Source organism: Mesorhizobium sp. M0166 (genome assembly GCF_040322255.1).
Taxonomy (GTDB): Bacteria; Pseudomonadota; Alphaproteobacteria; order Rhizobiales; family Rhizobiaceae; genus Mesorhizobium.
Genome location: NZ_JAMYTD010000003.1, coordinates 293955 through 315455, shown reverse-complemented (window position 1 = coordinate 315455; position 21501 = coordinate 293955). Strand labels below are relative to the sequence as shown.

At 63.0% G+C, this 21501-nt stretch carries 19 protein-coding genes and 1 pseudogene; 9 read left to right on the top strand and 11 right to left on the bottom strand.

Features of this window, described 5'->3' with window-relative positions; translation table 11 throughout:
• Nucleotides 1-254: 254 nt before the first annotated feature.
• The 3 genes from NKJ46_RS06125 to NKJ46_RS06115 are packed head-to-tail and all read left to right on the top strand — an operon-like array spanning nt 255 to nt 4048.
• Entirely contained in the window at nt 255-1181 is a 927-nt protein-coding gene (locus NKJ46_RS06125; protein WP_352663141.1) for a carbohydrate ABC transporter permease, read from the top strand.
• Nucleotides 1181-2038 (top strand): carbohydrate ABC transporter permease, encoded by an 858-nt coding sequence (locus NKJ46_RS06120; RefSeq protein ID WP_352663138.1) that lies wholly within the window; start codon nt 1181-1183, stop codon nt 2036-2038. The genes NKJ46_RS06125 and NKJ46_RS06120 overlap by 1 nt, the downstream gene beginning before the upstream one ends.
• Before the next feature lie 27 nt (nt 2039-2065).
• Nucleotides 2066-4048, top strand: a complete 1983-nt coding sequence (locus NKJ46_RS06115; RefSeq protein ID WP_352663135.1) for a glycoside hydrolase family 127 protein — start codon at nt 2066-2068, stop codon at nt 4046-4048.
• On the opposite strand, the gene NKJ46_RS06110 is transcribed toward NKJ46_RS06115, so the two are convergent.
• Nucleotides 4035-4781 carry a gamma-glutamylcyclotransferase gene (locus NKJ46_RS06110; protein WP_352663132.1) on the bottom strand — a complete coding sequence of 249 codons (747 nt, stop codon included), beginning with the start codon at nt 4779-4781 and terminating at the stop codon, nt 4035-4037. The two genes, NKJ46_RS06115 and NKJ46_RS06110, sit on opposite strands and share 14 nt — an antisense overlap.
• Before the next feature lie 156 nt (nt 4782-4937).
• On the opposite strand from NKJ46_RS06110, the pseudogene NKJ46_RS06105 reads away from it, so the two are divergent.
• The 3 genes and pseudogenes from NKJ46_RS06105 to NKJ46_RS06095 form a co-directional block, all read left to right on the top strand.
• Nucleotides 4938-5015: pseudogene (locus NKJ46_RS06105) on the top strand (hypothetical protein); the annotation flags it as partial.
• Between the two features lie 100 nt (nt 5016-5115).
• The gene (locus tag NKJ46_RS06100) at nt 5116-6279 is read left to right on the top strand and encodes a putative hexosyltransferase (RefSeq protein WP_352663129.1); all 1164 of its coding nucleotides are present in this window, start codon (nt 5116-5118) and stop codon (nt 6277-6279) included.
• The gene (locus NKJ46_RS06095) at nt 6266-6898 is read left to right on the top strand and encodes a hypothetical protein (protein ID WP_352663126.1); all 633 of its coding nucleotides are present in this window, start codon (nt 6266-6268) and stop codon (nt 6896-6898) included. The genes NKJ46_RS06100 and NKJ46_RS06095 overlap by 14 nt, the downstream gene beginning before the upstream one ends.
• On the opposite strand, the gene NKJ46_RS06090 is transcribed toward NKJ46_RS06095, so the two are convergent.
• The 5 genes from NKJ46_RS06090 to NKJ46_RS06070 all read right to left on the bottom strand — a co-directional run bounded on the left by NKJ46_RS06090 (nt 6895) and on the right by NKJ46_RS06070 (nt 12373).
• Nucleotides 6895-7335, bottom strand: a complete 441-nt coding sequence (locus NKJ46_RS06090) for a GtrA family protein (protein WP_352663123.1) — start codon at nt 7333-7335, stop codon at nt 6895-6897. The two genes, NKJ46_RS06095 and NKJ46_RS06090, sit on opposite strands and share 4 nt — an antisense overlap.
• A complete protein-coding gene (locus NKJ46_RS06085; RefSeq protein WP_352663120.1) occupies nt 7328-8020 on the bottom strand; it encodes a class I SAM-dependent methyltransferase in 693 nt (230 codons plus the stop codon). The genes NKJ46_RS06090 and NKJ46_RS06085 overlap by 8 nt, the downstream gene beginning before the upstream one ends.
• On the bottom strand, nt 7995-9035 hold the full coding sequence (locus tag NKJ46_RS06080; RefSeq protein ID WP_352663366.1) for a glycosyltransferase family 2 protein: 1041 nt from the start codon (nt 9033-9035) through the stop codon (nt 7995-7997). Before NKJ46_RS06080 ends, NKJ46_RS06085 begins: the two co-directional genes overlap by 26 nt.
• Before the next feature lie 464 nt (nt 9036-9499).
• Complete coding sequence (locus NKJ46_RS06075) at nt 9500-10882, bottom strand: FAD-binding oxidoreductase (RefSeq protein WP_352663117.1); 1383 nt, start codon at nt 10880-10882, stop codon at nt 9500-9502.
• A 300-nt stretch (nt 10883-11182) separates the two neighbouring features.
• A complete protein-coding gene (locus tag NKJ46_RS06070) occupies nt 11183-12373 on the bottom strand; it encodes a sulfite oxidase (protein ID WP_352663113.1) in 1191 nt (396 codons plus the stop codon).
• Nucleotides 12374-12599: 226 nt separating this feature from the next.
• Here NKJ46_RS06070 and NKJ46_RS06065 point away from each other — a divergent pair, with 226 nt between their 5' ends.
• On the top strand, nt 12600-13607 hold the full coding sequence (locus NKJ46_RS06065) for an AraC family transcriptional regulator (protein ID WP_352663110.1): 1008 nt from the start codon (nt 12600-12602) through the stop codon (nt 13605-13607).
• A gap of 76 nt (nt 13608-13683) precedes the next feature.
• Here the strand turns inward: NKJ46_RS06065 and efp are convergent, their stop codons facing one another.
• Nucleotides 13684-14250 carry an elongation factor P gene (efp, locus tag NKJ46_RS06060; protein ID WP_023674374.1) on the bottom strand — a complete coding sequence of 189 codons (567 nt, stop codon included), beginning with the start codon at nt 14248-14250 and terminating at the stop codon, nt 13684-13686.
• A 114-nt stretch (nt 14251-14364) separates the two neighbouring features.
• Here efp and epmA point away from each other — a divergent pair, with 114 nt between their 5' ends.
• Entirely contained in the window at nt 14365-15411 is a 1047-nt protein-coding gene (gene epmA / locus NKJ46_RS06055) for an EF-P lysine aminoacylase EpmA (protein ID WP_352663106.1), read from the top strand.
• A gap of 45 nt (nt 15412-15456) precedes the next feature.
• On the opposite strand, the gene NKJ46_RS06050 is transcribed toward epmA, so the two are convergent.
• The 4 genes from NKJ46_RS06050 to NKJ46_RS06035 are packed head-to-tail and all read right to left on the bottom strand — an operon-like array spanning nt 15457 to nt 19797.
• Nucleotides 15457-16284, bottom strand: coding sequence for an ABC transporter permease (locus tag NKJ46_RS06050; protein ID WP_352663103.1), 828 nt, complete (start codon nt 16282-16284; stop codon nt 15457-15459).
• 2 nt (nt 16285-16286) lie between these two features.
• Nucleotides 16287-17567: an ABC transporter permease gene (locus NKJ46_RS06045; protein ID WP_352663100.1), complete on the bottom strand. Its 1281-nt coding sequence runs from the start codon at nt 17565-17567 to the stop codon at nt 16287-16289.
• A 5-nt stretch (nt 17568-17572) separates the two neighbouring features.
• Nucleotides 17573-18622, bottom strand: a complete 1050-nt coding sequence (locus NKJ46_RS06040) for an ABC transporter substrate-binding protein (protein WP_352663097.1) — start codon at nt 18620-18622, stop codon at nt 17573-17575.
• A gap of 5 nt (nt 18623-18627) precedes the next feature.
• Nucleotides 18628-19797 (bottom strand): ABC transporter ATP-binding protein, encoded by a 1170-nt coding sequence (locus tag NKJ46_RS06035; RefSeq protein ID WP_502903367.1) that lies wholly within the window; start codon nt 19795-19797, stop codon nt 18628-18630.
• Nucleotides 19798-20109: 312 nt separating this feature from the next.
• Here NKJ46_RS06035 and NKJ46_RS06030 point away from each other — a divergent pair, with 312 nt between their 5' ends.
• Nucleotides 20110-21498, top strand: coding sequence for an aminotransferase-like domain-containing protein (locus NKJ46_RS06030; RefSeq protein WP_352663091.1), 1389 nt, complete (start codon nt 20110-20112; stop codon nt 21496-21498).
• The last annotated feature ends 3 nt before the right edge of the window (nt 21499-21501 follow it).

Sequence of the window (21501 nt, the reverse complement as noted above, 5' to 3'; positions counted from 1 at the left end):
GACCGCAGGTCCGGGTGGGGTCGTTGCGGCAGTGCTCGACGTTCTTTTCTGTTGGCGCACTTCGCAGGCGACCCCACCCGCAGCACTCCACCTCCCCTTAAGGGGAGGTCGGACCGAAGGTCCGGGTGGGGTCCTCAGTGAAACGCGCCGACAGAAAGAAAACGTCGGCGCACGTCGCAGAGGACCCCACCCCCGGCCTTCGGCCGGACCCTCCCCTCAAGGGGAGGGGGACGTCCCACTAATGGAAGACCCGCATGACCACCATCACAGCAATCTCCGCCCCGGCACGCCCCCGCAAACTGGTCGGCGCCGGGCGCCGGCAGTGGATCGGCCTGCTCTATGTCGCGCCGGCCGTTGCCCTTGTTGTCGTCTTCTTCATCGTGCCGCTTTGCATGACCGCATGGATGTCGCTGCACAACTGGCCGCTGATGGGCGCGCATAGTTTCATCGGCCTCGACAATTACTGGGCGATCCTGCGCGATACCCGCTTCTGGAACGCGCTGAAGTTCACCGGCTATTACACCGTGGTGGTGACGATCGCGATCTTTGCCGTCGCCTTTCCGCTGGCGCTGTTCATCGAAAGGCCGCGGCAGCTGACCGGCTTCTACCGCACGTCCTTCTTCATGCCGGCGGTCATCGGTTTTGCCTCGGCCAGCCTTTTGTGGTCGTGGCTGCTCAACGTCGATTCCGGCCTGTTCAGCCCGGCCGCCTTCGAGCTTGGCCTGACCGAGAAGAAATTCAACCTGCTGGCGACCTTCCAGCCGGCCTTCTGGTCGATCATCGCCATGGTGGTGTGGAAGGTGGCGGGCTTCACCATGATCATCCTGATGACGGGCCTGCAATCGATCCCGCCCGACCTGCAGGAGGCGGCGATGATCGACGGGGCAGGGCCATTCGCGCGGTTCCGGGCGATTACCTTGCCGCTGATGCGCCGCACGCTGGCGCTGGCGCTGATCCTGTCGGTCGCCGGCTCGATCCTCGCCTTCGACCAGTTCTACATCATCCTGCGCGGCGGCCCGCGCAACCAGACGCTGACCGCCGTCTACTGGATCTTCAACCAGTCCTTCGTGTCGTTCAAGCTCGGCTATGGCGCCGCCCTATCGATGGTGCTGCTGGTCATCCTGGTGGCGCTCAGCCTCATCCAACTGCGGCTGCTGCGCCAGCACGAGGGGGTCGACTGATGGCGCAGGCAAGGAGCCGCAAACGCCGCATCGGCATGCAGATCGCCGAGCACGCGACCGGCATCATCGCGTCGATATTGTTCCTGGCGCCGATCGCCTGGACGGTGCTTTCGGCCTTCAAGCCGGCGCAGGAGGCGCGCCAGCCGCCGCTGCCGCCCTGGCCGACCAGCGGCATCTCGCTCGAGAACTACGCCACGCTCAACACCTTCGGCGATGGCCTGTGGCTGCCGGCGCAAAACAGCATCTATGTCTCGGTGATGACGGTGGTGCTGTCGGTAATCGTCAGCGTGCTCGCCGGCTACGGTTTCTCGCGCTTCCGCTTTCCGCTGAAGAACCTGCTCTTCGTCGTCATCCTGTCGACGATCATGATCCCGTTCCAGTCGATCCTGACGCCGATCTTCCTGGTGCTGACAAAAATCGGCCTGCACAACACACTGACCGGGCTGGTCTGCGTCTACGTCACGCTGCAGCTGCCGTTCTCGATCTTCATGATGCGCAACGCCTTCGACGCGGTGCCGCGCGAGATCGAGGAGGCCGCGCGCATGGACGGCGCCAACAATGTCACCATGCTGCTCAGAGTGATGCTGCCGCTGGTCTGGCCGGGCATCGTCACCATCGCGCTGTTCGCCTTCCTCGGCGCCTGGAACGAGTTTCTGGCGGCCCTGGTGCTGATGACCGACCAGTCCAAATTCACGCTGCCGATCATGATGACCGCGCTGCAGTCCGGCCGCTTCGGCGCCATCGACTGGGGCGCGGTGCAGGCCGGCGTCACCGTGATGATGGTGCCGTGCCTGGTGCTCTTCTTGGCTCTGCAGCGCTTCTACATCCGCGGCCTCATGGCAGGGGCCGTGAAGTGACCACAAGAAATCGAACGGAGTAAATTGATGACCGCATCGCAATCCGCCAGTCAGGGCGCCAAGCCGAAACTCGCCTTCCGCCCGCTGCCGGTGCCGCAGGTCGACGTGCGCGGCTTCTGGGGCGACCGCGTCGATGCCGTCGCCTCAAAAACCGCCGGCATCCTCTACGATCGCTGCGTCGAGGCGTGCATGCTCGAGCAGATCGACCCGGACCGACCGTCGCCCGGCGTCGTCATTCCGTTCCACTCACCCTCGCCGGACGAGGCCGCCACCGCCGGCAACGAGTTCACCGGATCGACGGTGACCACTCAGATGTTCTGGGACTCCGATTGGGGCAAGACCATCGAGACCGCCGCCTATTCGCTCTACCGCCGGCGCAACGACGAGCTCGAAAAGAAAATCGATGCCGTCATCGACATGTACGGCAGGCTGCAGCAGCCCGACGGCTATCTGTCGAGCTGGTACCAGCGCATCCAGCCCGGCCTGCGCTGGACCAATCTGCGCGATTGCCACGAGCTCTATTGCGCCGGCCACCTGATCGAAGGCGCCGTCGCTTACTACCAGGCCACCGGCAAACGCAAGCTGCTCGACATCATGTGCCGTTATGTCGACCATATCGCCGAGACGTTCGGTCCCGAGCCCGGCAAGAAGAAGGGCTATTGCGGCCATGAGGAGATCGAGCTGGCGCTGGTCAAGCTGGCGCGGGTGACCGGCGAGCGCAAATACATGGAGCTTGCCAGATATTTCATCGATCAGCGCGGCCAGCAGCCGCACTATTTCGACGAGGAGGCGCGCGCCCGCGGCGCCGACCCCAAGGCCTATCATTTCAAGACCTACGAATATAACCAGTCGCACAAGCCGGTGCGAGAGCAGGACAAGGTCGTCGGTCACGCGGTGCGGGCGATGTATCTCTATGCGGGCATGGCTGACATCGCCACCGAATATGGCGACGACACGCTGCGGGTGGCGCTCGACCGGCTGTGGGACGACCTCATGACGAAGAACCTCTATGTCACCGGCGGCCTCGGGCCGTCGGCGCACAATGAAGGTTTTACTGCCGACTACGACCTGCCCAACGACACCGCCTACGCCGAGACCTGCGCTTCGGTCGGCCTGGTGTTCTGGGCAAGCCGCATGCTCGGCATGGGTCCCAATGCGCGCTACGCCGACATCATGGAGCGGGCGCTCTACAACGGCTCGATCTCCGGCCTGTCGCTCGACGGCTCGCTGTTCTTCTACGAGAACCCGCTCGAAAGCCGCGGCGCCCACCACCGCTGGAAATGGCATCGCTGCCCGTGCTGCCCGCCAAATGTCGGGCGCATGGTCGCCTCGATCGGCAGCTATTTCTATGGCCTGTCGGACGACGCACTCGCCGTCCATCTCTATGGAAACGGCACGGCTCGTTTCGATATTGCGGGCACGCAAATAGAGCTCACCCAGACCAGCAATTATCCGTGGGACGGCGCGGTCTCGATCTCCGTCGAACCGGAAGCTCCGACCGAGTTCACCTTGCATCTGCGCATGCCGGGCTGGTGCCGCAAGGCAGCGCTCAAGGTCAACGGCGCAGATGTCGATCTGGCTGCCATCAGCAGCGACGGCTATGCCGCGATCCGCCGCGAATGGCGCAAGGGCGACCGCGTCGAGCTCGATCTCGAAATGACCGTCGATCGCCTCTACGCCAACCCGCAGGTGCGGCAGGATATCGGCCGCGTCGCGCTGGCGCGGGGTCCGCTGATCTATTGCGTCGAGGAGACCGACAATTCCAGCCAGCTGCATCGCATCGCTCTGCCGCGAACGGCCGACATCGAGGCGCATCAGCAGCCGAACCTTCTGGGCGGCGTCGTGACACTTTCGGCGATTGCCAAGAAGGAAGCTTTCGAAAACTGGGAAGAGGGGCTCTACCGCACCGAACCACCGGCGGTCGAGGAAGCGAAGGTCACCGCCGTGCCGTATTTCGCCTGGGACAACCGCGACCCCGGCGAGATGCTGGTCTGGCTCAGGGACGAATGAAGCCCGACGGCGGCGCCCGACCGATCTCCTCGGCCACAAGTTCCTGAAGCTGCCAGAGGTTGCGGTCGCGGATGCCGCAGGCGTCGAGATGGCGAATGGTCTCGAACAGATATTCGGCGCCCGAACCCCAATGGCCGACGGCCGTGGCCAAGGTCGCCGCTATCGCTCGCTTTTCGAGCTTGCCGGCATAGCGCGGATTGGTGGGATCGACAACGAAACCAAGCGCTTGGCACGTGCCGTCGCTTGTCCTGACCTGCAGCCAGCGCGGCACGTTGACGGCCGGCAGGATGGTCATCTCGCGGCGCAGCAGCTTTTCGAGATTGGTCGCCACCGGCTCGGCGATCTCGAACACCATACCCTGGCATTGGCCGCCGCGGTCGAGCGCCATCATCAGGCCGGGCTGCTCGACGGTGCCCCTGAAGCGTTGCACCGTAAAACAGAACGAACGGTGCCAGCCCGTCGCTACAGCCCGTTCGCCACCGCTGACCTCGCCGGCCGGCTTCCACAGCAGCGAGCCGTAGGCGAACAGCTTCATCGGCCCGGCCGGCGCGCCGGCCAGCACCTCGTCACGAATGCGCGCGTAGTCGGCATCGGTCATGTAGACCATGCCCGGCGTCGGCCCGGCGTCCTCAACCGCCCGCAAGGTGCGGGCGACCAGCGCCTCGGTCAGCGCCATCGGTGACTTGCGCGATGCCGACTGGCGCCGCGATGCGGCGGAAATGACCTTGCTCATCCTCGTGCTCTCAGCCCTGCCGCCATGTTGCCGAAGGCTGAAGGATTCTCAAGGGCCGAATACACCGGCGCAGTCGGCAATTGCCGAAGAGGAGGCATTCGAAAACCGGGAAGGAGGCTGTACCGCACCGAACCGCCGGCGGTCTAGGAAGCGAAGGTCACCGCTGTGCCGTATTTCGCCTGGGACAACCACGACCCCGGCGAGATGCTGGTCTGGCTCGGGGACGCCGGATAGGTATCGCAGAATTGAGCCGCAATGCATGCCTTGAATTCGCCAGGGCGCGCGTCATCTAGCTTTGAGTGGCGCCGGCCACTTGAACGGGTGGAGGCAGATTTTGGCGCTCGAAGCTGTGGCGCGTCCGAACGCCGGTCGCCGCTTTATTGCGGTAGCCGTCGTGGCGGTGCCGTTGCTGTTCGTCGTCAGTGGACTGGCCATTCGCTATGCCGCATTCACTTCGGTCTCGTCGGAGGCAGGCTTCGCGGCCTACGCCCAGGCGCTCTGCCGCTGGGATTGCGCGTGGTATGTCGACATTTCCGAACTCGCCTATGAGCGCTTTCCCATTCCAGGCCAGAGCAATGTCGGACGCTGGGGCTTCTTCCCGCTCTATCCGATGCTGGTGGCGGCCATCCGGTCTGTTTTCCCTTTTCCGACCATCCTGGTCGCATCGATCACATCGATTGCGTGCAGCTATGCCGCCTGTCTGGTGGCGTGGCCGCTGCTCGAGAAGAACATGCGCGCCTATGTGCTGTATTGCGCCTTTCTGCTCAGCGGCCCGTTCTCCTATCACTTCACGACTTTCCTGACCGAACCTCTTTTCGTGCTCCTGACGTCGTGCGTTTTTCTGGCGCTCAAACGCTCCAGCTATCTGGCCGCGGGACTATCGTCGGCTCTCCTGTCGGCAACCAGGCTTGTCGGGGTGCTTGTTGTATTCGCGACCGTCATTCAGATGTTCAGGGATTACCGCGCCAAGGGCGGGTCGACGCTGTCGTTCCCGCGTTGGCTGCTCGGCCGACCGGATCTGCTTGTCGCGATCTTCATCTCGCCGGCCGGTCTATTCGCCTACATCCTGTTCCTCTATCTGACGGTCGGCGACGGCTTTGCCTTCCTGCACGTGCAGCGCGCGTTTGGACGGGTGCCGGGTAATCCGCTCGCCTTTATATGGGATGGGCTCTCGGCCGTTCCGACGGATGGATGGCTCCCCACAGCCCCGCAATGGAGCGCGCTCGCCGCACTCATAGGACTGGCGCTATCGGCGGTTCTGGCGGTTCGCAGGCAATATGGCGCTGCGTTGTTCTGCGCCTGTTGCATCATCCTGCCGCTGATCACGAACCTGGCCTCAATGGTCAGATACGTCGTTGGGCTTGCACCTCTGACAATGTTGCTGGCCATGCTGTTGTCGGCGTCGAAGCTGACATTTCTTGCGGCTCTGGCTCTCTTCCTGGGCGCCTGTTATTTCATGACCGTGGCATGGATCGGGGGCTATCTTGCCCTGGTCTAGCACTCCGGACCCATATCGGCGCTCCGCCTTCGTCGGCGGCTACGCGCTCGCGGCGGTTCTGGCCGGGTCCGAGGTCGTCATCCTTACGCTTGCTCTCAATCCGAACGTCAACGCCGATTACCGCGCCTACTACATTGATCGGACAACGACCTGTCTCAATCGCGATGCGGTCGGCAGCTACACACTTGGCGAGACGGTGTCGTTCCGGTCCGACGGCGCCAAAAAGACAGCCGGCATGATGGTCTGCGGCTGGTCGGGCCCGGTTGCCGACGGCACCCATTCGCTGGGCGAGACTTCGCGGCTTCGCCTGAAGATATCGCCGCTCCGCGACGGCCTGACGGCCACGCTGCAAATGGCCGCCGTCATTCGCTCGCCACAGGTCACGCAAAGAGTGGTGATTTTGGTGAATGGCGTTCGGGTGCATGCGGTGACGTTGTCCGGCAAAGAGCCGCGAACGGTCTCGTTCGTCATCCCACCAGCGACTCTCGCCGAGGCTAAAACACTCGACATAGCTTTCGACTACCTCGACGGCATTCCGCAAACTCCGGCCGCCAGCAACATCTACAAACGCTCGATCAAATTGTTGTCGTTACGGCTCGATCCCATTGAGGCGAGTTAGGGCGGGCGATCACGCTGCTGGATGCGTCTTCGCTGCTGAAAAACCCAGCGGTCGAGCATGAGAAGATTGACCGCTGGAACAAGCAGGCATGTAACCAGAATGGCAATGATCGGCGGCAGGCCGAGTTTGGCCGTCAGAAGCGCCGGCGCCGCGTAGGCGACGGCGAAGCCTGTCGCCGTCAGCAAGAAAAAACGCGGAGCTTCAGTTCGATGCGATCCGCTCGACGCGAAGGTTACGAACTTATGCGCGAGGTAAGAAAACAGGGCGGCTACCGTGTAAGCTACGAGCGAGGCACCGACCGGCGAGAGGTCGAACCGTTGCGATTTTACCAAAGCGGTGGCCATCACGGCATACAGGATCGTTGCAGCAATGCCGACCGACCCGAAACGCGCCAGTAGCCTCAGCCCGGCGTTGCTGGTCGAACGGCGCTCAGACATGCGCACTGCACGCATACTGCGCCCCAAGCGGCAAAGGCGCGAATACCCGCTCGACTCTTCTGGCCAAGGGCCTTGCCGATGGCAGCAGCAGGAAATGCTCGGATCGGATGTCCCTGAAGCCTGTGTCCTGAAAAAGAGACCTTGCTCTCGCCGCGTTGAGCAGGACCGCGTCCTGGTCGAAAGGGCACCGAAACACCGCAAGGCGCGTCATCGGATTGTAGGGGTTGTGCTCGATGACACAGGCGACGCCGCCTGGCCGCACGACGCGCCGCATTTCCATGAAGAAATCGAGCCAGGAGGAGGGCGGAACGTGATGGACGACGCAACTGGCGAAAGCCAGATCGAACGCGCCATCCTCGTAGGGCAGTCTCGGCGTGGTGCAGGCCCTGTAGGTCACACCTGGATTGTCCTGGCCGGCGCGCAAAATTGATTGCTCCGACACGTCGCAGCCATCGAGGCTGTCGAAAGCGCCGTCGAGGTAGGGGTGGAGCGAACCGACGCCGCAGCCGACATCCAGCGCCCTTACAGCCGACCCACCCTGGCGAAGCTTTCGCTCGACCACCAGACGCCGCAGCAGGTCCGCCTTGGCGACAAGGAAGAAGTCGTGGCTGAGCCCGGAAAACCGGATGGAGCCTTCGACCGCCTCGCCATATTCGGATTCATAGCTGTCGAAGAGTTCGGCCATTGGCGGGGACTCCACTCCTGGACTTGTGAAATGACCGGCGGCGCTCACCAGAGGCGGCACGCATCGGCTCGTCGAAGCCGGTGAGCCGATCGATCACATAAAGCGGGCGGCGTTTGACCTCGGCGTGGATGCTGCCGACATAGAGTCCGACCACGCCGGTCATGAAAAGATTAATCCCGCACAGAAGCGACACGATCACCACGGTTGATGTCCAGCCGGCAATGATGCCGGTTTCAAAAAACCAGGCAAAGACGGCGTAGGCGCCGAAGGCCCCTGCAAGCGCGGAAATGGCCAATCCGCCCCAGAGCGCCAGGCGCAACGGCTTCTCGGAGAAGCTGACGATGCCGTGAACTGCGAGGTGCATCATTTTCCAGAATGGGTATTTGGTCTGGCCCAGGGTTCGCGCGTGGCGCTCAAATGGCACAGCCGTCTGCTTGAAGCCCATCCAGCCGAACATGCCCCTGACGAAGCGGTCATGTTCGGGCATACGCTTGAAGGTTTCCAGGGCCTTGCGGCCGACCAGGCGGAAGTCGCCGACGTCGCGCGGAATATCGACCGAGGTCATTTGCTCCAGCAGTCGATAGAATAGACTTGCCGTAAAGACCTTGAACCAGGATTCGCCGTCGCGCTTGACCCGGCGGGCATAGACGATCTCAAAGCCTTCCTTCCACTTAGCCACCAGATCGAGAACGACTTCCGGCGGGTCCTGCAGGTCGGCATCCATGACGATGACGGCATCGCCCGCAGCGGCGTCCATACCGGCGGTAATCGCCACCTGGTGGCCGAAATTGCGGGAAAATTCGATCAGCCGAAAGCGCGGCTCGGCGGCGACCACTTTTTGAAGGTATTCGACGCTTCCATCGACGCTTCCGTCATCGACGAAGATGGCCTCCGTTTCGCCGTCCAGCCGGCGGATAAGCGAACTGATCCGCTCGATCAGCCGAGGCAGCACCTGTTCTTCATTGTATATGGGCAAGACCAGCGAGTAGCGCGGCGGTGACCTGTTCACCGTCATTCCAGCCCGTTGCACCACAGAATCTCGCATGCGGTTGAAAATGGAACGCAAGCTACAAAGTTCCAAAGGCACTTAAGAAATTGCTAATTTAGCTAATTCTGAAGGGGATATGGTGCTCGAGGAGGACTGAAGGGTGTCGTGGTGACGTCGGACGTCCGCATCGAAGCGTGGAATTGTCGGTAGGCTGCCGGCGCAATCGGCCTGAAGGGAAGCAGCCGCTGAGGCATATCCCTTTGACCGCCTTGCCTACTCCCGGGCTTGCCGGTTGAAGCAGCGCTACGGGTGACCTGAGCGTGCGGGCCGACCGCTTTTGCTGCATGTCAGACATGGCTCATGGAACATGGTGGCCGAGCCCGGCCGAGTATCGCGCTTGCAAGGCCGGCGAGCGTCCGGACCGGCAACCTATCGTACCGGCCGAGCCGGCCGGTACGATACAACACTTGCCGGCCTGACGAGGGCCGCCGTCAAGCAGCCGGCCGGATGTTCTGGTTCACCCGGAAGAGGTTGTTCGGGTCGTATTTCTTCTTCAGCGAGGCCAGGCGCTCGTAGTTATCGCCATATGCCGCCTTGATTCTTGCATCGCCCTCGTCATCCATCATGAAGTTCAGGTAGGCGCCACCCAGATCGAATGGATGCACGGCCTCCCAGTAGGCCTTGGTCCAGCGTGTCACCGGTCCCGCTTTCTGTGGGTCCGGATCGATCCCGGCGATGACCATCGACCAGGTCGCATCGCGGTAATTCCAGGGTGTCTCGTCTTTGCCGACGCGATGGACCGCGCCGTCGATCGGATAGAGATGCATGAGCGATAGCTCGCTCGGTGTTTTCGCCGCCTGCTCGAGATGGGCGTCGATCGCCTCGTCGGACAGCGTCTTGACGAAATCGCCCCGCCAGTACCACTGCATTCCCTTCGGGTAGAGCCCATCGAACATGCTCTGCACGGCGGGATAGGGCATCATTCCCATCCAATTGAACCAAGGCGCGGGGAGCGCATCGAGTAGCGGAGCCAGCGCCTCTCTGCCCTTGTCCTCCGGGCCGTTATAGCAGCACATCAGCAGACACATCCGCTTTCCCCAAAACTCTTCCGGGAACGGTGCGCTCGAGAGGATGGTCTTGAGCCCGAGAAAGATGCCGAGTTCTTCGGGCGCGTTCGGCAGGAATTCGCGATAATGCTGCATGATGGTACGGGCGTGGCGCTGATCCCATGCGATCGGCCCCGCAAAGACCATGCTGACCCGGTGAAGCTGGAACACAAAGCTGGTGACGATGCCGAAATTGCCGCCGCCGCCGCGAAGCGCCCAGAACAGGTTGGGGTTCCGCTCCTTGCTGGCGGTGACGAAGCTTCCGTCGGCAAGCACGACATCGGCCTCGACCAGATTGTCGATGGTCAGGCCATATTTGCGCGTCAGATAGCCATGGCCGCCGCTCAGCGTCAGTCCGGCGACCCCGGTGGTCGAGATGATGCCCGCCGGTACGGCCAGGCCAAACGCATGGGTGGCGTGATCGAGGTCGCCCTGGGTGCAGCCCGGACCCACCCGCGCCGTACGGGCGTCCGGATCGACGCGCACGCCGTTCATCGCCGACAGGTCGATCACCAGACCGTCGTCGCAGCTCCCCAATCCGGGTCCGTTATGGCCGCCGCCACGTACCGCAACCAGCAAATTGTTGTCGCGGCCGAAATTCACCGCTGCGATCACGTCTGCGACGTCCACACAGCGGGCGATGATCAGCGGCCGCTTGTCGATCATGCCGTTGTAGAGCTTGCGGGCCTCGTCATAGCTGGCGTCGCCGGCGCGGATGACTTCGCCCCGCAGGCTTGCTGCGAATTTGGTGATGTCTTCATCGTGCATGACATTCCTCCCTATTATTGGACCTGTCGGCCGGCTGATGAAACGCTAGTCCCGTCCGTTGTTCCCGCAAATGTCACATCGTCCATTTCTGTTGCCCGATCGTTCAGGGGAGGATCAGCCATATGTGCGCTTGCTCATATGGCCATATTGCGCTCTTCAAACCGCCGTCCCGGACGATTGCGAGCGCAATGTTCCCGCCAAGTTTCATGAAACCGCTGCGGTGTCGCGAGGCGGTCTCATCCAACTGTCTGACGCTCATTCGGCAATGCCCGACGCAATTGCCGCACTTGGCCCAAATCCTCAGTCGACGCGTAGGCGGCGCGTCACTTGGCCATTGCTTTCCCAATATGTGTGTTTCTTGGCGATCCACGGATCGTTCATCGCCGGCTGAATGTTGCCGCTCATGTCGATCGCGCGCGAGGTCACGGTGTGCTCCCCGGGCGAAGGCTTGGGCCAGTCAAGAGACCACATCTTCCAGGCGAATTCCGCCTCGTCGCTGCCGATTGTCGCCGGCATCCACGGCCCATCGTCGATCTTCACCTCGACCCGGTCGATCGGCGCGCCCCAGGCGGCTCCGACGATCCGGTAATCGTTGCCGATATGGGTGACCCGGGCCGGCGCCGATTTGAGGCGCGCCCGTCCGACGGACGTTTCTACCCACACGGTCTCGCCGTTATGGTCTTCCTCGCGGAGCGTGACGTAGTCGCGTCCCATGAACCGGTTCTCGAAGCGCTGGTCGCGCACGTCGATGCGCTTGAGCCATTTCACGTTGGCGACCCCGTACCAGCCCGGCGCTATCAGCCGCAGCGGGAAGCCATTATCGGCCGGTAGGGCAGCTCCGTTCATCTCGTAGCAAAGGACATTCTTTGGGTCCATCGCATCTGCCAGCGACATGCTGCGCGCGAAATTCTGCTTGAACTTGACGTCGTCGGTCCGCTTGATCTCGCCTTCGTCGGCGGCCCAGAAGACCACTTCGATGCCGCTGTCGAGGACGCCGGCCTCCTTTAGGATCGGGGCGAGCGGCGTACCCGCCCAGCGCGCATTACCGATGCCGCCATTGAAAAACGGAAGGCCGGTATTGCCCGAACATTCGATCGTGAACGTGACTTCCTGGCGCGGCCGTGCCTTGATATCGGCAAGCGTCAGGGTCGTCGGCTTTTTGACCAGGCCGCCGATTTCGAGCTTCCAGGTGCCTGCGTCGATGACTGGCCGGTTGAAATGCGCGATTGAAAAGAACTTGTCATTGGGCGTTACCCAGGAATCGAGATCCTCCCAAACGAGCTGATTCTTGATGACCTCCGGAACCGGGTTCGGTGGCAGTTGGTCGAGCCATTTGACGACTTTCTCGCCGGGCCGGCTTGGAAAGGCATAGGCGTGTTGGCTCGCGAAGAATGCCGCTAGGCCCGCCAGCGCCGCGCTGCCCTTTGTGATGAATTCTCGACGCGGAATCCGCAGGCTTGCTGCGGATTTGGTGATGTCTTGATCGTGCATGGTATTCCTCCCCGTTAGTGGACCTGTCGGCCGGTCGATGAAACGCTAGTCCCGTCCGTTGTTCCCGCAAATGTCACATCGTCCATTTTTGTTGCCCGATCGTTCAGAGGAGGATTAGACCGGATGGGTAGTTGCTCGGGCGGCTGTATTGCCGGATAGTTCGAGATGCCTGGCCGAAAAACGCGTTGTCAAAGGGAGCAGCCGATCGTTTCCGGAGGTGTAGTGCATGGATGTCCTTTCCGATGTGCTCCGAGCCGTTCGCCTCACCGGTGCGATCTATTTCGACGTCGACGCCAGCTCTCCCTGGGTCGGCGAGTCGCCGGGCACGGCCGACATTGCCGCCGCCGTCATGCCGGAGGCAGAGCACATCATTTCTTTTCATGCCGTGATGTCGGGCTCGTGCTGGGCCGCGCTGGCAGACGATTCGGTGCCCCCGGTGCTGGTGAACGCCGGTGATGTCGTTGTCTTCCCCGGTGGTGTTCCGAACGTGTTGAGCTCCTCGCCCGGGGCGCGGGGCGAACCCAATATGGCGATGTATTATCGGCCGATAGACGAGAGCCTGCCGTTCGCGGTGATCCATGGTGGCGGTGGAGACGAGCGGACCCGGTTCATTTGCGGGTATCTTGGCTGCGATGCGCGTCCCTTCAATCCTCTCCTCGCCGCGTTGCCGGCCATCCTGTGTGCCCGCAAGCCCGCCGATGGAAGCAGCTGGGTTATCGACCTTTTTCGGCTGGCGCTGGCCGAAGGTGGCAGTGGGCGGGCGGGCTGTGAAACGATCCTCGCCAAGCTGAGCGAGCTGATGTTCGTCGAGATCATCCGCCGCCATCTCGAGACCCTCCCCGACGATTCGCGCGGCTGGCTGTCAGGCCTGCGGGATCAACATGTCGGCGAGGCGCTCCGGCTCATCCACGCTCGCCCCAGGGAGGAATGGACATTGGACCGGCTCGCCCGCGAAGTAGGGCTCTCGCGCACGGCCTTTGCGAGCCGCTTTACCCACTATGTCGAGGTCTCGCCCATGCACTATCTTGCTCGTTGGCGTCTGCAACTGGCAGGACGTTTGCTCGAACGGCCCGAAATGAGCATCGCGCAAGCGGGGGCCGAGGTCGGCTACGAGTCGGAAGCCGCCTTCAATCGTGCCTTCAAAAAGTTCGTCGGCATTCCACCTGGCACCTGGCGAAAGGGGCGGTCGGCGTTGCTGGAGGCTCAGAGATTGCCCGCTGGCGTCGTGCAATAGGCGAAGCCCTGGCACAAAGAGGAAGACGTGACCGGCAGCCTCGACGTTTTCGGCGAGGCGTTTCAGGTTTCGCGCCTCAATCCTTCGCGCGCTCGACATAGGCGCCATCGGCGGTCATCACCACCACGCGGGTGCCGGCGCTGATGTGTGGCGGCACCAGGGTGCGCACGCCGTTGGACAGCGTTGCCGGCTTGTAGGACGAGGACGCCGTCTGGCCCTTGGTCACCGGCTCGGTCTCGACCACCTCGAAAGTGGCGCGCTGCGGCAGCACCAGCGAGATGGCGATGTTGTTGTACTGCGAGATCTGCACCGGCATGCCTTCGACCAGATAAGGCGCCATGTCGCCGACCACGCTTTCCGGCACCGCGACCTGGTCGTAAGTCTCCGGATTCATGAAGTGAAAGCCTTCGCCGTCGCGGTAGAGGAACGTGTGCTCGCGCTCCTCGACATAGGCGCGCTCGACCTGCTCGGTGGTGCGGTAACGCTCGGAAACCTTTACCCCGTCGGAGATACGCCGCATGTCGAGCTGGGTGACCGGCGTACCCTTGCCAGGATGAATGTTTTCGGCAAAGAGGATCACATAAAGCTTGCCGTCCTTTTCGACGACGTTGCCTTTGCGTAAGGAGCTGGCGATGACCTTCACGGGTTTCCATCCTGATAAAATTTGTTGGCGCAAATCGGCTGGAGAGGCCGTTGCGTGCGGCCTAGCGCATCTTGGCCGCAATCGCCAGCCCTCTGTGCAATTCCCCTGAAGCCGATGACCGTCGCCTCGCCGTGGTGGACGCCGCATGTCCACGCCGACCGCCGGCCGCGGCTGATCCTGCGCAATGCCATTGCCGCCGGCATGCGCGATTGGTTCGCCCGCCGCGACTTCGTCGAGGTGGAGACATCGGCCCTGCAGGTCTCGCCCGGCAATGAAGCGCACCTGTCGGCCTTTGCCACCGAGGCGATCGGGCCGGACGGGCGGCGCCAGCCGCTCTACCTCCACACTTCGCCGGAATTCGCCTGCAAGAAGCTGCTTGCCGCCGGCGAGGAGCGCATCTTCAGCCTCGGGGCTGTCTGGCGCAACCGCGAGCACGGCCCCTTGCACCATCCTGAGTTCACCATGCTCGAATGGTACCGCGTCGGCGAGACCTATGAGAGCCTGATGCGCGACTGCGCCGAGCTCGTCGCGCTGGCGGCCGAACGGACCGGAGCGAAGCGTTTTAGCTTCCGCGGCCGCGAGGTCGACCCGTTTGCCGAGCCGGAAAGGTTGAGCGTCGCCGAGGCCTTTATGCGTCACGCCGGCATCGATCTGCTGGCGACGGTTGCAGCCGACGGCAGCACCGACCGCGCGGGGTTGGATGCCGCCCTGGTCCAGGCCGGATTGCGGACCGCGCCCGACGACAATTGGGCAGACCTGTTCAGCCGGGTGATGGTCGAAAAAATCGACCCGGCGCTGGGGCAGGGCCGCGCCACCATCCTTTTCGGATATCCGATCTCGGAGGCGGCATTGGCCCGGCCGAGCGCCGACGATCCGCGCACCGCCGAGCGCTTCGAGCTCTATTGCTGCGGCGTCGAACTCGCCAACGCCTTCGGCGAGTTGACCGACCCGGCCGAGCAGCGCCGGCGCTTTGCCGCCGAAATGGACGAAAAGCAGCGTGTCTACGGCGAACGCTACCCGATCGACGAGGACTTCCTCGCCGCGCTCGCCATCATGCCGCAGGCGAGCGGCGCGGCGCTCGGCTTCGACCGGCTGGTGATGCTCGCCACCGGCGCGCTCAGGATCGACGACGTAATCTGGACGCCGGTGGCCGCTTCCTGATGATAGGTTGGGCAAGACCGATCTCGCCCGGCTTGAAACCCAGGATTAGATGCTCGGTCCAGGCCGCCGCCGGCTGCGTCTAGCCAGAAGATTGGCGACGACCAGGAGGATGATCGACAGCCCCATCATCAGTGTCGCTGCGGCGGTGATTGCCGGGGAGAGCTTTTCGCGCAAGCCAATGAACATTTCGAGCGGCATGGTGCGTTGGTTGGCGCTGGCCAGGAACTGCACAACGACGACCTCGTCGAACGAGGTGACAAAGGCAAAGGCGGCGCCGGACAGCACGCCGGGCAGGATCAGCGGCAGCATCACCCTGAAGAACGATGTGACGGGCCTTGCTCCGGAGATGGCGGCAGCGCGCATCAGATTGCGGTCGAAACCGGTGAGGCTCGCTCCCACCGTGACAACGACGAACGGGCTGGCGAGCGCGGTGTGCGCCAGGATGATGCCGGCATAGGTGCTGGCTAGGCCGACGCGGGCATAGAACAGATACGAGCCGACGGCGGTGATCACCACCGGCACGATCAGCGGCGACAGCAGCAGCGGCATCACGATGCGGCGGCCGGGAAACTTTTCGTCGGAAAGCGCAATCGCCGTCAACGTGCCGAGTATCGTTGCGATCAGCGTCGTCCCGAACGCAACGATCAGGCTGTTGCCGATCGCCGATTGCCAGCGTTGGGTGCCAAGCACGACCGCGTACCAGCGCGTCGAAAATCCCTCCAGCGGAAAGATGAAGAAGGCGCCGCTGTTGAACGACAAGGGGACAGGAACGAGGATCGGCACGAGCAGGAACAGGATCACCATGCCGCACCATAGCCAGAGCAGGGTTATGCGGATTCTTTCGCCTGTTGTCGGATAGGGAGACAGCAGCATGGCTACACCAGCTTGAGACGGTCGAGGCCGAGGATGCGGGCGAAGACGCCGAACAGCGCCAGGGTGAAGACGAGCAGGATGAAGCTCAGCGCTGCCGCCATCTCCCAGTTCAGCTCGACATTGACGTAGTTGGCGATGAAATTGCTGATCAGCTGGTCGCTTGCCCCGCCGATGAGCGCCGGCGTGATGTAGTAGCCGAGGCAGAGAATGAAGGTGAGCAGGCAACCGGCCATGACTCCTGGAAAAACCTGTGGAAGATAGACGCGGCGGAACGCGGTGAAGGGTTTTGCGCCGAGCGAATAGGCGGCCTTCATCTGCGAGGCCGGGATCGTGCGCATGACGCTATAGATTGGCAGCAGCGTGAACGGCAGCTGGATATGGGTCATGGCGATGATCAGTCCGATGCGGCTGTACATCAGGTCAAGCCGGTCGTCGGCAATGCCGAGCCACAACAGCAAATCATTGACCAGGCCGAATTTCTGCAGGAGCACGGTCCAGGCCGCGGTTCGCACCAGGATCGACGTCCAGAATGGCAGCAGCACCGCGACGATGAGGATGGCGGCGAGGCCCTTGGGCACCGAGGCGATGAGATAGGCGAGGGGGAAGCCCAGTATCAGCGTGGCCAGCGTCACCGCCGCGGCGACGAAGAATGTGCGCATGAACACCTGCAGGAAGATCGCCTGTTGCGGCGGCACTCTGTCAATGCCTCCATCGGCGTTCCAGCGCAGATCAAGCGCGCTAAGCAGGTAGAACGACGTCACGCTATGGGTGCCGCTCTCGATGGCCGGCCACGTGCCGGGCGCCGACCAGAACGGCACGCCTTTCATCACCTCCAGCGGCGGCCTGTCGGCAGCCTCAAGTTGGCGTACCGTCTTGAGCACCTGGCTGCGCGCACCGGGCAGGCGGGCGTTGAGGCTCTTGGCGAGTTCGTAGGCGGTGCCCTTGGCCTGATTGTCCCTGAGGTCGGCGGCAAGGGCCAGGAAGGCGGCATCGCCTGGCAGTCCCGCGCCGTTCCAGCCGCGCAGCGCCTGGCTGGTCTGCGGCAGGGCGTCAGCAATCGTCGGATCATAGACGGCGCGCGACAGCAGCAGGACGATCGGGATGCCGAAGCTCAGCGCCAGCAGCACAAGCAAAGGTGCCGCCAGCGCCAGCGACCGTAATCGATCGCCGAACTCAGCGCGCCGAAGCTTTGCCGTGACGGATTTCGCCGCCTTGGCATCGGCAGCCGACCGGTCGCGCACGATGCGCGGCCGATTCAGTTCCGTGGGCCCAAGCGCCGTCATTTTTCCTACTGCGCGAGCCAGGCGTTGAAGCGCTTGACCAGATCCTCGCCGTAGTCGCCCCAGAATTCGGTGTCGGCGACCAGATAAGCGCTCATATGGTCGGGCGCGTTCGGCAATTTGGGCAGCGCGTCCGGCGCGACAAAGGAAGCTGCATCGGTGCGCACTGGCCCGTAGGTGATGTAGCTGGCCAGCTTGGCGTTGATTTCCGGCTGGCTGATATAGGCAAGGTACTTGTAGGCCAGGTCCGGGCTCTTGGCCCCCTTCGGAATGGCGATCATGTCGTATTCGAGGATCTGGTTGTTCCAGACGATCTTGAACGGCGCCCCGTCCTTGTCGATGGCATTCTGGATACGGCCGTTCCAGGCGGTGGTCATCACCACTTCCTTCGAGGCGAGGAGCTGGGGCGGCTGTGCGCCGGCGTCCCACCAGACGATGTCTTTCTTGATGGTGTCGAGCTTCTTGAAGGCGCGGTCGACGCCTTCCGGCGTGGCCAGCACCTTGTAGACATCGGCCGGCGCGACGCCATCGGCCATCAGCGCCCATTCCAAATTCTGCGCCGGGAACTTGCGCATCGCACGCTTGCCGGGAAACTTGGTCGTGTCGAAGATATCGAGCACCGAGGTCGGCGCCTCCTTCAGCACGTTGGGATCGTAGGCGAGCACGTCGCCATAGGCGTCGAGACCGACACCGCAGTCGAGCGCGGAGCCTTCGAGGAATTTCTCGCGCGGCGCGATCTTGGAATAGTCGAGGCGCTCGAGAATGCCGGCGTCGCAACCTTGCAGCACGGTCGCAGTCTCGACCGTCACTAGATCGATCGGCACGTTGCCGGTGTCGACCATGGCTTTGACCTTGCCGAGATCGCCGAGATATTCCTGCTCGACGATCTTGACGCCGGTCTCCTTGCTGAATGGTTCGAACCACGCCTTGCGCTGGGCATCCTGCCAGGCGCCGCCGCTGGCCATGATCGAAAGCTCGTCGGCGAAGGCGACATGTCCTGAGGTGATGAATGCTGTGGCTGCCGCAAAGGCGAACAGCCGTGCTTTGGTGATTTTCATTGTTGTTATTCCCCTGTTTTCGAGATGGAACCGCCCGTTCCGGCATCTGTCGGGAAGGCGCGGCAGTCGTTGGGCGCGCAGGAAACCGTGACCGGTTCCCCGTTGCCCATGGTCGCTTCGGGGCCGACCTTGACGGTCAACACCTGTCCGTTTTCCAGCCTGGCCAGAAGACGCTGGTGGTCGCCGAGATAGATGCGGCCATCGACCGTGCCGGCCAACGCATTTGCTCCGTTCGAAGCGGGCGCAAGCTTCAGCCGCTCCGGGCGGATAGCGATATGGCAGGCCGCGCCCTCCGCAACACCGATGGCCAGCGCCGTTACCGAACCGCCGCCGTCCAGCGCAACGCGGCACTCCTTGCCAGAGACGCGGTCGACCTTGCCGAGCAGCGTATTGTTCTCGCCGATAAAGCTTGCGACAAACGAAGTTTGCGGCGCGTTGTAGAGATCATCAGGCGAACCGAGCTGGGCAATCCCGCCATTGTTGAAAACGGCGACGCGGTCCGACATGGTCAACGCCTCGCTCTGGTCGTGTGTCACATAGACAATGGTGACACCGAGCATTGTGTGAAGTTGCTTGATCTCGAGCTGCATATGCTCGCGCAGCTTCTTGTCGAGCGCACCGAGTGGCTCGTCCATCAGCACCAGGCTCGGCTCGAACACCAACGCGCGGGCAAGCGCTACGCGCTGCTGCTGGCCGCCGGAAAGCTGTGCCGGCCGCCGGTCGCCGAACTGCCGCAGCCGCACCATGTCGAGCGCACGGCCGACGCGGGCCGCGACTTCCGTCTTCGTAATCTTGCGGACGGAGAGCGGGAAGGCGACGTTCTCTTCAACGCTCATATGCGGAAACAGCGCGTAGTTCTGGAACACCATGCCGATGTTGCGTTCGTAGGGCGGCAGCCTGTCTACCGACCGGCCTTCAAGCGTGATGACGCCGCTGGTCGGCCGTTCGAACCCTGCAAGCATGTTGAGCGTCGTCGTCTTGCCCGAACCGGAAGGTCCGAGAAGGGTAAGGAACTCGCCGCGCGCTACGCCGAGGTTCAGCCGCGTTACCGCGAAGGTCCGGCCGTCATATGATTTCTCGACATCGACAAATTCGACAAATCGCTGGCTGCCGGCATCGCCCGCCCGTGCAGAACCGGCACTGTCGCGTGACAGGGCTGTCGCTTCGGCCATCACGGACGTAAGTCCGTCGAGCTGCGGCAGAAGCTGCTTGTCGAAACGAGGTGGCGCTTGCCGTGCATATATCGGTCTCGCATGACGCTGCCGCACAATGGCGGCAAACCAAACTTGTATGCTCACACAATCGATCGCTAAAGAACCATAGATGCAGACAAGTTTGGCCGTCAAGCGGCTTTCTTCGCGATTGTGTGAGATTTTCCGGGCCGGACTTTGAAAATACCTACCGGACAAGTGCTATTGTCTGGAGCATTGTCTTATGCTAGATGCGCCGATAGCCAGAGCGTCAACACACCGAATCCGTCAATCCGCATGCTTCAGGACCTGCAACTCGCCTCGGATGAAGGCCCGGTCTACCGGCGCCTTGCCGACGCTATTGCCGAACGGATCACGTCCGGCACACTTGCAGTTGGAGACCGGCTGCCGCCGCAGCGCGAGATTGCCCGCGCACTGGGTATCAATGTCACCACGGTGACGCGCGCACTGTCGACGCTCCAGCAGCGCGGCTTGCTCGAAGCACGGCCTGGGCGCGGCACGACGGTCGCGGCCCGCGACGCCGGCGAAAGACCCGGCTTCGTCTCGGCGCCAAGCGACGACACCGGCGTCATCGACCTTTCCGTCAACCGGCCGGCAACCTCGGCCTATCTCGATGCGCTAGCGCTGCTGCTGCCGCGCCTGTCGAAGGACCGGCACTATGCCACGCTTCAGGATTATCATCCGCCCGAGGGGCCGCTTTGGGCGAGGACGGCAATCGCCGAGTGGATGCGACCGGTAGCGGGGGAAGGCGATCCCGGCCGCGTGGTGCTGGCGGCGGGCGCCCAGCACGGGCTGGATTGCGTGCTTGGCGCGGTGACCAGGCAAGGCGAGGTCGTGCTCGCCGACGAAGTGACCTATCAGGGCATCAACGCGCTGTGCCGGGTGCATGGGCTCGACCTCAGAGGCGTCGCGATGGACCGTGGTGGCATGCGGGCCGACGCATTCGACGCGGCCTGCGCGCAGCTCCGCCCACGCGCGGTCTTCCTGGTGCCGACCCTGCACAACCCGACGACCATTACGCTATCCGAGGATCGCCGGCACGAGCTGGTGACCGTGGCCCGCCGCCACAACGTCCTCATCATCGAAGATGACGTCTACCGGCCGCTGGCAGACAATCCGCTGCCATCGCTTGCCAGCCTCGAGCCCGAATTGACGGTTCACGTCGGCGCCTTGTCGAAATGTCTTGCCCCAGGGCTGCGCCTCGGTTTTGTTATCGCGCCACGCGCCATAGCCGGCCAGGTCGCAGCGGCTTTGCGCATCAACTGCTGGAGCATCAGTCCCTTGACGGGGCTGATCGGCGCGCGGCTGATAGAAGAGGGCTTGGCGGCGCGCATCATAGAAACGCAGAAGCAGGAGCTTCGCCAGCGCCAGGCCATCCTCACCGAAATCCTCGGCCGCTTCGATGTCCAGAACCACCCCACTTCGACGCATGCCTGGCTGCGCCTTCCGGAGCCGTGGCGTGGCGCCGGTTTCGCTCGCACCTGCCTGGAACGTGGCGTTGCTGTGCTCCCGGGTGACGCCTTCGCGGTTGGGCGCGAGCCGGTACAGCACGGCGTGCGCATCAATGTCGGCGCCGCGCGCTCGCTCGACGATCTGCGCACGGCCCTGAACACCATGGCCGAACTGTTATCGGCGGGCCATCTGCAATTGCCTGGCTTCGTCTAGGAA